General features: G+C 37.1%; 8 protein-coding genes. 3 read left to right on the plus strand and 5 right to left on the minus strand.

What is annotated here, in order from left to right:
• Positions 1-220: 220 nt before the first annotated feature.
• The 3 genes from CGC47_RS06140 (at position 221) to CGC47_RS06150 (ending at position 8508) form a co-directional block, all read left to right on the plus strand.
• Positions 221-2941 carry a TonB-dependent receptor gene (locus CGC47_RS06140; RefSeq protein ID WP_042002287.1) on the plus strand — a complete coding sequence of 907 codons (2721 nt, stop codon included), beginning with the start codon at positions 221-223 and terminating at the stop codon, positions 2939-2941.
• A 37-nt stretch (positions 2942-2978) separates the two neighbouring features.
• Complete coding sequence (locus CGC47_RS06145; protein ID WP_052456204.1) at positions 2979-5555, plus strand: DUF5689 domain-containing protein; 2577 nt, start codon at positions 2979-2981, stop codon at positions 5553-5555.
• A 229-nt stretch (positions 5556-5784) separates the two neighbouring features.
• Positions 5785-8508 (plus strand): PD-(D/E)XK nuclease family protein, encoded by a 2724-nt coding sequence (locus CGC47_RS06150; protein WP_095900123.1) that lies wholly within the window; start codon positions 5785-5787, stop codon positions 8506-8508.
• Here the strand turns inward: CGC47_RS06150 and rodA are convergent.
• The 5 genes from rodA to CGC47_RS06175 are packed head-to-tail and all read right to left on the minus strand — an operon-like array spanning position 8505 to position 14056.
• Positions 8505-9791 (minus strand): rod shape-determining protein RodA, encoded by a 1287-nt coding sequence (rodA, locus tag CGC47_RS06155; RefSeq protein ID WP_013998260.1) that lies wholly within the window; start codon positions 9789-9791, stop codon positions 8505-8507. The two genes, CGC47_RS06150 and rodA, sit on opposite strands and share 4 nt — an antisense overlap.
• Positions 9792-9799: 8 nt before the next feature.
• Positions 9800-11662 (minus strand): penicillin-binding protein 2, encoded by a 1863-nt coding sequence (mrdA, locus tag CGC47_RS06160; RefSeq protein ID WP_041913688.1) that lies wholly within the window; start codon positions 11660-11662, stop codon positions 9800-9802.
• Entirely contained in the window at positions 11659-12165 is a 507-nt protein-coding gene (locus CGC47_RS06165) for a hypothetical protein (RefSeq protein ID WP_013998262.1), read from the minus strand. Before CGC47_RS06165 ends, mrdA begins: the two co-directional genes overlap by 4 nt.
• Positions 12158-12985 (minus strand): rod shape-determining protein MreC, encoded by an 828-nt coding sequence (mreC, locus tag CGC47_RS06170; RefSeq protein WP_095900124.1) that lies wholly within the window; start codon positions 12983-12985, stop codon positions 12158-12160. Before mreC ends, CGC47_RS06165 begins: the two co-directional genes overlap by 8 nt.
• Before the next feature lie 42 nt (positions 12986-13027).
• Positions 13028-14056, minus strand: coding sequence for a rod shape-determining protein (locus CGC47_RS06175; RefSeq protein WP_013998264.1), 1029 nt, complete (start codon positions 14054-14056; stop codon positions 13028-13030).
• Position 14057 lies beyond the last annotated feature (1 nt).

Genomic DNA, 14057 nt, shown 5'->3' on the forward strand with positions numbered 1-14057 from the left:
GTATTGAATATCTGAATCTTAAAATAAAAATGCTTTGCATTGAGCGTGTTTGCGAAGGTAAGCATATTTACGCAAAGATGAAAACAGAAGATGAAATAAAATTACACCAAATTAAGACTAAATACAAATAAATTGTTTTTCATCATAAGTTAATAAAATGATAAAATGAAAATCATTTTTTTAGAATATTTTTGTGAGCATTTTAAAAAATCAAAATAATATGTATCGAATAGTATGTTTTTTATTTGTGGCAATACTATCTTTTCAATCTCAGGCTCAGTCTGTTGTGGAAGGAAAAGTGCTTGATGCCCGTATTAAAACGCCACTTGCAGGAGTTCGCGTGTTGGCACAAGATACGCAATCGGAAGTTTTTACCGACAATCAAGGGGGGTTTTCCCTACAACTCTCACAAGGCAAACACGTCTTGATCTTTTTCAAGAAAGGATATGTGGAAAAGAAAATGATTGCCGAGGTGTCGTCTGGTTTAAGAACGGAGTTTCCGACCGTTTATTTGGAAGCCGACTTAATCCGTGATGCTGAACAACAATTGGTGGTGATTTCTGAAACGGATTTAGAAGATGATGAAAGCAGTGCTGATATGATGTCGGGCTTATTACAAAGTTCACAAGATATTTTTATGCGACGCGCTGCCTTTGATTTCGGTGCAGTTTTCTTCAAACCTCGCGGATTCGACTCCAAAGACGCTACAGTGATGATTAACGGCATCCCGATGAATCGTATCGAAAACGGAAGAGCTCAATGGAGCAATTGGGGCGGACTTAATGACGTTACCCGAAATCAAGAACTTAGCGTGGGGTTAAACCCCTCTGACTATACTTTCGGCGGAGCTTTTGGTTCGAATTACATCAACATCCGTCCGTCTTTAAACCGACCTGGGCTTCGATTGTCAGCCTCAGTAGCCACTGCCAGCTATACAGGTAGAGGAATGGCTACATACAATTCTGGAATGAATGAAAGCGGATTAGCATACACCATTTCAGCTTCACGCCGATGGGCACCCAGTGGAGGATATGTTGACGGAACGCTTTACAATGCTTACTCGGTTTTCGGAGCAGTTGAGTACGAAATCAATCCGCAAAACAGTTTAAATTTGGTAGCGATGTTTACCCCAAATCGTCGCGGAAAATCCTCACCCTTAACGCGAGAAGTTATTGACCTTGCTGGATATGATTACAACCCAATGTGGGGTTATCAAAACGGAGATATCCGAAATTCAAGAAATAAAATTGTTTCTGAACCCATTTTTATCTTATCGTATAATTATGAAAAAGAAAACACACGTTTGGATGTGAATTTGGGTTACCAATTCGGAACTTTAGGCAACACTCGAATTAGTTATGGTAATGGGCAAAACCCCGAACCGAATTATTACCGTAACTTACCAAGTTATTACCTGAATCAAACCTCTGGACCCAATCAGCATTTGGCAGACTTACAAAAAACATACTTTTTGGAAAACAAACAGTTAGACTGGGCTTCACTTTACCGAGCCAATGCAAACGCTACCGATTCAAGAAGTATCTTTATCTTGAGTAATGATGTAAACCAAGAGCGTACATTTACTGGAAATATCAATTTTTCTACACCATTACACGAAAGAATTACTTGGCGATTAGGGGCTACCTATCGAAATATCTATTCGGATAATTACGCCCAAATTGACGATTTGCTCGGAGGAAAATTCTTTACCAATTACGATTATTTCACCAGTACTCCTTACGATGTGAATGACCCTAACCTAAACAAGGGCAAGGGCGATAAATGGAGCTATTTCTACGGACTGACCTCGCACGTTGGGGAAGCCTACACGCAACTTGAATTCGATTTCAATAAACTCAACTTCTTTGTATCGGGCAGATACCACTACACCGAATACGAACGTGAAGGAAAATTTAACTATCCGCTTTACAAAGATTCCTTTGGGAAAGGAGAAAAACCTATTTTTAATGGGGTAAGTACCAAAGCCGGATTTACTTATGCCATTACTGGAAGGCATCTGCTACAGTTCAACACAGGGTACATAAACACCCCTCAAGCTGTGCGAAATACCTTTGCTAACATACGCAATTCGAACCGATTGCTTCCTAATTTGAAAAACGAAACGGTTTATAGCGCCGATGGAAGCTATATCTTACGTATGCCTTACGTAAAATCACGCCTTACAGGGTATTTCGCTCAAATCGAAAACACTTCCGAAACGAATTTCTTCTTCACCGAAGCTTCTTTGGCTGAAGATGTAACCAGCGAATTTCTATCACAAACCATCGAAGGAATTAAAAAACGCCACTTTGGGTTGGAATTTGGCTTAGAAGCACAAATCGTTCCTACGGTAAAAGTAACAGCAGTAGCTGCAGTAGGTCAACACACTTATGCCAACAACCCTAGTATGGTAATGTCTTCTGGAGAAATCGGGATACGCTCAGTGGATAAGGTAGCTTTAAAAAACTATCGTGTCGCCAGTGGTCCGCAACAAGCATATTCTTTGGGAGTTGAATATCGGAGCCCAAAATATTGGTGGGTGGCAGCAACAGGAAACTTTTTAGCACGTAATTACGTATCGCTTTCGGCAATTAACCGTAGTCCGCTATTTTTTATCGACCCTAAAACAAAAAGCAATTTTACGAATATTGATAAGGATTTGGCTCGTGAACTACTAAAACAGGAGCGTTTAGACGATGTGTTTTTGATGAATGTCATCGGAGGAAAATCGTGGCGAGTTAAAGGAAAATACATCAGCTTATTTGCAGGAATAAACAACGTATTGGGGCAAGAGTTTGTCTCTGGAGGATTTGAACAATCCAGAAAAGCAACTTATGAAGGTTTAGCACAAGACCGAGCCCAAGGCACTCCTTCGTTTGGTCCCAGATATTTCGTAGGTTACGGAAGAACCTATTTTGTAAACTTGGCTTTAAGCCTATAAATCATTTATAAACAGAAACCTAAATTATTTTAAAAATATGAACCTAAAAAGATTAATATCGGTTATCGGTGTATTTTTACTGACACTTGCCACTGCGGTGTCTTGTGTAAAAGATACAGATTACGAACTTCCTGATTTGAAGGAAACCGTCCCTACTTTTGACGGAAAAATAGTTGATTTTACAAAAGTTATCGGTACTGCTACAGCAGAAGTAACCGAGTATGCTAATAACGAAGCCTTTCAAGGATACGTAGTTTCAAGCGACGAGGGTGGAAATTTTTATGAAAAAATATACTTACAAAATGAAGCCAAAACTCAAGCTATAGCGATAGCTATTAGAAAATCAGGGATTTATGCTGATTTCCCTATCGGAGCTAAGGTGCAAATACGCTTGAAAGGACTTACCACGCAAATCAACAATGGTATTTTGGAGGTAGGCTATCAAATACACACATTAGGTAGCAGAAAAAGTGTTGGTAAAATGCCTGTATCGGTTTACAAAAAACACGTATTCAATTTGCAGGAAACACCAAAACCTCAAACTGAACTTAACAAGGATATTACCGAAGTAAAATCGGTAAAAAATGACGGCAGCTTGGGGCAACTCATTACTTTAAAAGGCGTTTCTTTCTCAAAAACTGATATTGGTAAAAAATTCCACATTAAAGAAAATGATGAACGACAAGGCACTGATTACACCCTTACAGATGACAAAGGAGAAACCGTGAAATTCAGAACAAGCCGTTATGCCAAATTTATCAATGAAACCGTTCCTGCTGGAAAATTAGACATTACTGGAATACTTACCAAATTCGGAAGCAACTATCAATTTTTAATTAACAACATTACAGACATTAAAGTAGTAGGAAATTCAGACAATAACAACGGGAACGACAACAATGTGGTAATTTCACAATTCCCATATAATCAGAATTTTGAAAAAGACCCTACCTCTGAAGGATGGAAAATAATTACCACCAAAGGCGAACGCAAATGGGAGAAAAAAGAATACAAAGGTACACATTATATGCGTATGACCGCCTTTGTAAAAGACAAACCAGTTACCAATGTAACTACCTGGTTAGTAACGCCAAAACTAAATATTACTGTAGATAACTACGTTTTGAAAGCTAAAATTGCCGATGCTCATAAAAACGGAAATCCGCTAACGATTAAATATAGCCAGAATTACGATGGAGGCAACAATCCGGAAGCAGCCACTTGGACTACTATCGGAGCTAACGAAATTGATGCAATCATCAATAATGCAGGTTCTTACGATAATAAATACGAAGAAGTTTCATTAGCGTTACCCAAAGGCGATATTTATGTGGCTTTTGTTTACACCAGCCAAGCTAAAATATCAACAACTATTGATGTTGAGAGTGTTTATGTAGGAGAAAGCAATACAACGCCTACCCCTAATCCTAACCCCGATGAGGTAACCTTAAAAACGGTTCAAGAAATTCGCACTCTTTACACCGCATCTGATGTAACCATTACGGATAATTGGAAAATGAAAGTCGTTATCACTTCGGATAAAACTGCCAAAAACATAAACGATAAAAATGCCTTTGCACAAGATGAAACGGCTGGAATTGCATTACGTTTTAATGCTGCCCATAATTTTGCTGTAGGTGATGAAATTGAGGTTTTACTTAAAGACCTCAAACTCTCAAAATTCAATAACTTACTTCAAATCAGTGGAATTACCGAAGATAAAACCAAAAAAGTAGGAACAAAAGCTGTTACTGCCAAAACTATCACATTAGAACAAGCCCTATCAGGAAATTTTGAAAGCCAATTAGTTACCATAAGTGATGTACAATTCAAAAACAAAAATGCTAAATACGGAGATGATAAAGGTAGCCAATGGCTTACCAATTGTACTAAAGAACTGACTCTTTATACCACAAAAGACGCTGTTTTTGCCAATGAAAAAGTGAGCGACAAAAGAGGAAGCATCACTGGTAATTTATCAGTATTTAAAAACACAGTACAATTAGTTATACGCACCACAAATGATTTAAATTTCACCGCCAATTATACCGATTGTAATGGCAACAACAACGGAGGTGGAAACTCTGGCGGAAATTCTGGAACACAAGGAGGTGTATTCTTTAGTGAGTATATAGAAGGTTCTTCAAGCAATAAATATCTTGAAATTTACAATGGCACCGATAAAGAAATTGACCTTTCAAAATATAGCATAAAATTGTACACCAACGGAAAAACACAAGCTACCAACACTTTGATTTTAAACGCAACAGGAGTTGAAAAGTTGGCTGTAGGAGCCACTTTGGTCATTAAGAATAGTAATGCAAAACTGACTTTACCTAATGGAGTTACTGCATATGCTAACGATGTTTGCAATTACAATGGAGATGATGCCCTTGAACTTCTGCACGAAAACACCGTTATTGACGTTATCGGTAAGGTAGGTGAACAACCAGCCGTCGTCTGGGAAGTTGCCGGAACCCCAAAAGCCACAGCTGACAAAACACTACGCCGAAAAGTAAGCGTTAAAAAAGGAAATACCGATTGGGCTAATGCCGCTGCAAATGAATGGGAAGTACTAAATAAAGATACTGTTGACGGACTCGGCAAAAGATAATTTATAAAGAATATAGAATAATTTTTTACAAAATAAGGGAGCAAAAAACTCCCTTATTTTGTATTTTGACCCCATATTTTACTTCTCTATTTCATCTATTTCTCTTAAAATGATTTATAAATCAATCTTTTCAAAATATAATCTGATATCTTTAAACTATTTTTTATCAATATGAAGTAATATTTGAGATAAAAAAAGTATCTTGCCTTGTGATTATTGGATTTGGTTTATGGAAAATTCTTTTTTAAAGGCAGTTGCCCAAGAGGCAATAAGTCAGCATTCGGCTGATTTTGAAAATCTTATTTTTGTTGTTCCAGGTAAACGTGCCGCTCTGTTTTTGAAAAAATATGTAGCTCAATGTATTACATCGGCAAGTATCGCTCCTGAATTTTTGACCATACAAGAGCTTATGGTACGTATTTCAGCCATACAGCGGTTAGATGCTCTACCCTTGCTTTTTGAATTCTATCAAACCTATCTAGACACCTGTAAAACAGAACCTAACAATTTTGAAACCTTTGTAAGTTGGGGACAAACACTACTTAGCGATTTTAATGAAATTGATCAATATTTGGTTAATCCAAACAAGATTTTCCCATATATCAATGCTATTAAGGAAGCCGAACACTGGTCAGGTGCCGATGACTTGACCGATGCCCAAAAAGAACACTTAAAATTTTGGAATACTCTAGGCGATTATTATTTTGCACTTCAAGAAAAACTAACCCAACAAAAAAAGGGATATTCTGGATTTATAGCCAAAAAGGCTGTAGAAAATCTCCCTGATTTTCTGCAAAAAAATCCGAATAAAAAATATGTCTTTGCTGGTTTTAACGCTCTTTCTACCGCTGAACAACGCGTAATACAAGCCATTTTAGCCGACGATATTTCTCAAATATATTGGGACATTGACTATTATTTCATTGAGGATGAACAACACGACGCTGGGTTATTCATCCGAAAATACATCAAAAAATGGAAATATTATGAAAATAGAAAACCCAAATGGCTGGGCAACGACTATTTACAACCCAAAACCATTTCCATTACTGGTTTACCCAATGGGGTAAACCAAGCGCACGCCATAGGTGAAATGTTACAAGGCGTAAAGGCAGAACAACTGGAAAATACAGCACTCATTTTAGCAGATGAAAACCTGCTGATGCCCGTTTTGCAGTCGGTAAAATTAGAAATCCCTATGAATATTACTATGGGGTATCCTTTGCAATATACACCTGTAAATGATTTGTTTACAGCTTATTTTCGTCTGTATCTATCAAAAAATTTTTACTATAAAGACATCATTAACTTTATAAATCAGCCCTTTTTACAGCATATTTTTCCAGCGCAACCCAAAGCTGCATTTTTAAAATACATCAATGAGAATAATATTAGCTATTTGACTCGTGAGAAAATGCTTACTTTTTTCTCGGAACAAAAAGTCTCCTTTATTTTAATTCAGCATAATGAAACAGAGTTAGTTAATAAATTGATAAATAATTGCTTAAACATTATTTACCTTATCAAATCGGAAGTAGAATTTGAAAAACGTAAGCATATTTTACTTTTAGAATATTTGTATCGTTTCTACCAACTTTTCAACCAATTAAAACTATTACAAGAACAATACGGATATATTGATTCGGTAAAAACACTTTATCACTTTTATTTAGATGTTCTTCAAAAAAGCAAACTTGATTTTGTAGGTAAACCCTTAGAAGGACTACAACTTATGGGAGTGCTGGAAAGCAGAAACCTTGATTTTGAAAACGTAATTATAGCCTCAGTCAATGAAGGTGTGCTTCCTTCTGGGAGAAGGGGAAATTCGTTCATTCCTTACGATGTTAAAATCGCTTTAGGATTACCCACCTATAAGGAGCGTGATGCTATTTTTAGCTATCATTTTTATCGTTTGTTACAACGAGCCAAAACCATTGATTTGTTTTATGATATGAATAGTAATGCTCTCAATGGTAAAGAAAAAAGCCGATTTGTGTTACAACTTTTAGCACAACGAATAGATAAACATCAGGTAATACACCAAATTAAGGCGCCAGAGGTTTATCCTGTGGTAAACACGCTGATAAAAGTGCAAAAAGATGAACAAGTAATGCAGCGCCTTAAAGCTATGGCAGAGAACGGACTATCGCCCTCTGCATTAACTAATTATGTACTCAATCCGTTAATCTTTTACAAGCAAAATGTATTGCAAGTATATGAAGAGCGCGATGTGGAAGAAACCGTTGAAGCTCGTACCTTTGGCGATATTGTACACGCTACTCTGGAAGCCCTTTATAAACCCGTACTGCATAAAGTACTGACTAAGAAGGATATTCTGACAATGAAATCATTAGTATCCAATACAGTAGATAAATATTTTCAGGAAAAATTAAAATCCTCGGAATATAAACAAGGTAAAAACCTACTGATTTACAATGTAATTCTCGAATATCTTCATCGTTTCTTGGACAAAGAAATAGCAGAGATTGAAAACGGAACCTCAATTAAAGTACTTGATTTGGAGGTACAACTTAAAGTTCCTTTTGATTCTGAACATTTACCTTTTCCAGTTAATATCAAAGGAATTGTAGATCGGGTAGAGCTTCGTAACGGAATACTACATATTATAGACTATAAAACAGGAGCAGTAAGCGCCCAGAATCTGGGAGTTACCAATTGGGATTTGCTCATTACTGATTTCAAATACAGCAAAGCCTTTCAGCTACTCACCTACGCCTTTATGTACTACCAAAGCACAGAGGTCAAGAACATTTGGGCTAGTAATTTTTCTTTCAAAAGACTCAATGAAGGATTGGTAAGATTCCACACCAAAATTTCCAGAGGGGAGAAAGATTATAACATCTCTGAGGCAGTTATTCAAGAATATAAAACCGTTACCGAAAAACTTTTGCTTGAAATTTTCAATCCGAAAATCCCCTTTCAAGAAGTTTAATTGATCCAATCGTGAATGCGATTAGCATCCAATCGTAAGAAAATAAACAAAAGTATGGTAAATGCCCAGAGCCCAGAACCGCCATAGCTAAAAAAAGGCAAGGGAATCCCAATAGTAGGTATCAAACCAATAACCATTCCGATATTCACTAAAAAATGAATGAATAAAATAGAAGCCACACAATAGCCGTAAATTCGACTAAAATTAGAGCGCTGTTTCTCCGCCAAAACAATCAGGCGTAGAAGTAAGAAGCTAAAAAGTAGCACCACACTAATTGTGCCAATAAGCCCCCACTCCTCACCCAATGAAGTGAATATGTAGTCGGTATGTTGCTCTGGCACGAAACCGCCTTTGGTACGTGTGCCTTCTAAAAATCCTTTTCCGTAAATTCCGCCAGCAGTCATCGCCGACTCGGACATATAAGAGTTATATCCGAAATCACGTCGCATTGCAGCCAATTTTACAGGGTCGTCTTCCAAACTTAACCAAAGACTAAATCGGTTACGATGATGCTGTTTCATAACCGAATCAAAAACAAAAGGCGTTGCAAGGGTGGTGATTACACAAATGGCTGTTACAATTGAAGCATTGAAAAAAGGTATTTTTTTGGTGCGTTTTTTTATCAGAAGCACATAAAGGGTAACACCAATAGCCGAAATCAGTAACGTAATAGGTATCCCGAATTTTAATGTAGTGACGAAAACAAGTCCGCCCAATAACAAATAGAACAACAAGCTCAAAGACATTCCCTCACGATGAAGCACAAAAATCAAAGAAAAGAAAACCAATAAGCTCCCCGCATCGGGCTGTAAGATAATAAGTCCGCCAGGAATAGCCAATATTAAAACCGCGTATACCAAATCTTTGGTGCGACTAATATCGGTATGAATATTGCTCAAATACTTAGCAAAAAATAAGGCTGTAGCTACTTTAGCAAATTCGCTGGGTTGGAAGGTAATCGGTCCAATGGCATACCACGAAAGCGAACCATTTATCTTCTTTCCAAAGAGAAACAACCCTGCTAATAATACAAGGCTAACGATATAGAATACTGTCGAAAAATTTTCAAAAAACTTTGAATCTACCGCTAAAATAAAGATAATCAACAAAACACTCAATCCGATGAAAAGTAATTGCTTTCCGTAGAAAAAATTAAGATTGAAAACACTTGCTTGTGGGTCAGTAACGGTAGTAGAGTAAATAGTAATCCACCCGATGGTTACCAAAAGCAAATAGCAGATGATACAAATCCAATCCAAATTCTTTAATACGTTTTGTTTCATAACTATTTTTATTGATTGATGCTGAAAGGTTTACCGCTATACGGTTTCGCATATTCGTCTTCTAAACTTTTTTCAAGCATTCGTTTTTCTAAATCAGTGCGTTTGACCTCGCCTAAAAGATATTTTTCAATCATCAGTGAAGCAATTGGTGCGGCAACACGCGCGCCATAGTATCCATTTTCTACGAATACAGCGATAACAATTTTAGGATCTTCAATAGGAGCTATAGCCACAAATATTGAGTGGTCAGTGAGTTGCATACGCTTCCCATTTACCCGCACGAAATTTTCGGCGGTTCCTGTTTTGGCAGCAATGTTAATGCCTTCTATCTGTGTCCAACGGGCAGTTCCTTCCTCGTAGGCCTTGTTCATTCCCTGAATGACGGGTTCAAAGTGTTCCTTACTTATGGTAGTTTGCTTAGCTATGGTAAATTCAGTAAATGGAGTTACTTCATTGTTTATTTTCTTTACAATATGAGGCGTGTAAAAATATCCTCGGTTTGCTACTGCAGCCATTACGTTAGCCAATTGTATAGGAGTGGTAAGCAGTTCGCCTTGCCCAATACCATTAGAAATATTAAAAGTAGCTCCCCAACGATTTTCACCATACTGACGGTTATACAATTTGGTATCAGGAACTTTACCAGGACGTCCTGTAGCAAAGTCAGACCCCAAATAATCACCTAATCCAAAGCTTTTTACGTGTTTACTCCATACATCCATACCCACACTGGGTTTGGGATACTTCTCAATGCTTCTTCGGTAAGAATTTGCAAAATAAGCATTACACGAAAAAGCAATACCGTGAATCAAATCGTTACTTCCACGATTGCAGTGGCAACGCATAATACGGCTTCCGTATCGATATCCGCCAGAGCAAGGAAAAACGCTATGAGGTGTAATTATTTTTTCCTCCAAACCAATAAGAGCATTAACTACCTTAAAAGGAGAGCCAGGCGGATATTCAGCAAGTAAGGAGCGGTCGTACAAGGGTTTGGCAATTGAGTCGTTATACAACTCGGCATAATTTTTGGAACGTTGTCGCCCTACAAGTAAATTAGGGTCAAACGTAGGAGCAGATATGAGAGCCAAAATCTCACCCGTTTTGGGTTCTATAGCAACGATTCCGCCTCGTTTTTTCTGCATTAGTGTTTCTCCATAAGCCTGTAAAGCAATATCTATGGTCAGTTGCAAAGATTGCCCACTGACTGATAGTGTATCTAAAATTCCTTCTTTATATTTGCCTATAACCCGATTGAAACGGTCTTTTTGCAAATAACGAACCCCCTTTTTGCCACGTAAAAAATCTTCGTATTGCTGCTCCACTCCTGTCTTCCCGATGAGTTCTCCCGATTGATAGTACGTGTTTTTTGCCAAGTCGTTTTGATTTACTTCGCTGATAAAACCAAATATATTTCCTCCGTGATGCGTTAAATACTGACGTAAAAATCGTTTTTGAATATAAAAACCATTAAATTTACGAAGTTTTTCTTGTAAAACTGCATACTCCGAATTGGAAAGTTGATTGATAAACACCGAAGGTTTGATGGGTGAATGTTTTCTGGCTTTTTGTAACCGCTCTATAAAATTTTCTTTAGTTATGGAAAGTAAATTACAAAACTCTAAAGTATCTAAAACCTTGACTTCTCTAGGGATAACCATCACATCATAAGCAGGTTGATTGGCTACCAGTAATTCACCATTGCGGTCATAAATGTAACCTCGTTCTGGGTAATCATACACAAGCTCAACGGCAACATCATCATTAGGTGCTGAAAAATCATTATGTAGCACCACTTGCAAATATACAAGCCTAATAATGAATGCAATAGTGGTTAGTACAATTATACTAAATAAGAAATATTTTCTCATAATTTCTTACTACTAAATAAATAAAGTGCTGATAAACAAACGATAATACTTATTATTGAAGCCAAAACAGCTTTTACAAAGGTAGTAAGTAAATGATTAAAATTGAAAATTTCTAAAAAATAAAATAAAGTATGATGCGTAATAATCAGAATAGAAACATAAGTGAACACTTTTCCAAACGGATGGTTTGATAATTTAAGTGGTTGATACTCAAAATTTTTACCAAACGCAACAGTTAATGCAAAAGTTCGGATATAAGCTACAAAAACGCTACTTGCGGCGTGTATTCCACCCGTATCAGAGAAAATATCTATTGATAATCCCATTAAAAAAGACGCTAACAAAAACGGAGTACGATTGGGTTTATATGGAGCTTGAATGATAAATAGCAAATAAATCATTGGGTTGATATAACCAAGAAAATCAATATGGTTGAATATCAAGGCTTGTATCAAAACCAAGACAACAAAAGAAATGCTATTTTTTAGCCACGTATTATTCATCGGTTTGACGCTCTAAATTGATGATTTCTTCCTTATTTTTGTTTGAAATGATGTAAACATACTCCACGTTTGACATATCAGTAAACAATTCTACATCAATAACATAAGAATTATCTTCCTTGCTATTCTCAAAACGGATTATTTTTCCGATAGGAATTCCCTTAGGGAAAATTTTTGACATTCCGCCCGTAATTATGGTGTCGCCAATAGCTATAGGGGCAATGTTGGGAATATCGGTCAATTGTACAATATTGATTTTATCGCCATTCCATCGTAAAGAACCGAAATGTTTAGTTTTCTTTACTTCCGCATTAAGACTTGATTTTAAGTTCAAAACGCTTTGTACTGTAGCGAAATTTTCAGAAGTGTTTTCAACAATACCTACCAAACCTTTTGAAGAAATAACCCCCATATCTTGAGTAATTTGGTGTTTTTCCCCTCGATTTAAGGTAAGATAATTTTTATGGAGTAAAACACTGTTTTTTATCACTTTAGTCTTTGTGAAAGTAAAATCGGTATTTAAAAAAGCAATACTATCGGAAGAAGCTCCTTGTGAAAAATGGTGTTTTAATGCCGCTATCTCGTTCCTAAGGGTCTCATTCTCTTGGGTTAAAATTTCGTTTTGCTCACGCAAGTTGAAATAAGCCCTCCAATGGTCGGTAAAACCATAGAATACGCCACTGATACGATTTGACGAGTTAATGAAAGTACTCTGCTGATATAGGTTACTATTGAAAATGAGCTTCAAAGCAAAAGCAAAAAGCAGCAAAAACACAAAAAAGTCTTTCCGTTTGATGAAAAAGGATATGATTTGCTGCATAATTTTTCGCTTTCAGAATAAATGATTTTAATGATTGGGTGTTTATTTTATTAAAACGCTTCGGAATTTTTCTATATTTTTTAGAGTAATGCCCGTACCTCTTACCACCGCTCGAAGAGGGTCTTCAGCCACACATACGGGCAGGTCTGTTCTAGCGGTAATACGCTTATCCAACCCACGTAGCATTGAACCTCCTCCTGCCATATAAATCCCTGTATTGTAAATATCCGCGGCTAACTCGGGTGGAGTTTGCGATAAGGTTTCCATTATGGCATCTTCAATACGAAGGATAGATTTATCCAATGCCTTAACAATTTCTCGGTAGGAAACTTCTACTTGTTTGGGTTTTCCTGTGAGCAGGTCACGCCCTTGCACATCCATATTATCTGGCGGATTATCAAGATCTTCAGTGGCAGCCCCCACGCTTATTTTTATATTTTCGGCAGTACTCTCACCAATATACAAATTGTGTTGTGTACGCATATAGTAAACAATATCAGAGGTAAAAATATCGCCTGCAATTTTCACTGATTTGTCGCAAACAATACCTCCTAAGGCAATAATAGCAATTTCTGTGGTACCTCCTCCAATATCAATAATCATATTTCCTTTGGGCTGCATAATATCAAGCCCGATACCAATGGCGGCAGCCATAGGTTCGTGAACCAAATAAATTTCCTTTCCGTTTACTCGTTCACAAGACTCCTTTACGGCTCTCATTTCCACCTCGGTAATTCCCGAAGGAATACAAACTACCATACGTAGTGACGGAGAAAAAAAGCGTTTTTTAAGCGCTGGAATACTCTTAATAAGCAAACTAATCATCTGCTCTGAAGCCTCAAAATCAGCGATAACTCCGTCTTTAAGCGGACGAATGGTTTTGATATTCTCGTGAGTTTTACCTTGCATCAATCGTGCTTCTTTACCTACGGCAATGATTTTTCCCGTACCTCTATTTTGTGCCACGATAGAGGGACTATCTACCACCACTTTATCCCTATGAATAATGAGCGTATTGGCTGTACCTAAATCTATGGCTATTTCTTCTGTTAAGAAATCAAAAAAACCCATT

Source organism: Capnocytophaga canimorsus (assembly GCF_002302565.1).
GTDB lineage: Bacteria > Bacteroidota > Bacteroidia > Flavobacteriales > Flavobacteriaceae > Capnocytophaga > Capnocytophaga canimorsus.